Origin of the sequence: Planomicrobium sp. MB-3u-38, assembly GCF_002836425.1 — a bacterium.
GTDB classification, from domain to species: Bacteria; Bacillota; Bacilli; order Bacillales_A; family Planococcaceae; genus Planococcus; species Planococcus okeanokoites.
Map to the genome: position 1 here is coordinate 1 of NZ_PJBO01000032.1, position 322 is coordinate 322.

Sequence of the window (322 nt, forward strand, 5' to 3'; positions counted from 1 at the left end):
TGGAATGAGTTGCAAATTGATATCGTGTTAGAAGCAACCGGTATTTATAAAACGGCTGATAAGGCTCAGGCACATCTTGACGCAGGTGCTAAAAGAGTAATTATAACTGCTCCAGCAGATCAGGAAACGAAGATGATCGTTTACGGTGTTAATGAGGGCATTGTTACAAAAGACGACATGATAATTTCTTCAGCTTCTTGTACAACTAATGATTTAGCTCCAGTTGCGAAAGTATTACATGATAACTTTGGAATTGTAACTGGTTATATGACTACAATTAAAGCCTATACACCTTCGCAAAAATTACATGATAGCCCTAATA

General features: G+C 37.0%; 1 pseudogene. It reads left to right on the forward strand.

Annotated elements, in window-relative coordinates:
- Window positions 1–322 (forward strand): annotated as a pseudogene (locus CXF70_RS07430) (type I glyceraldehyde-3-phosphate dehydrogenase); the annotation flags it as partial.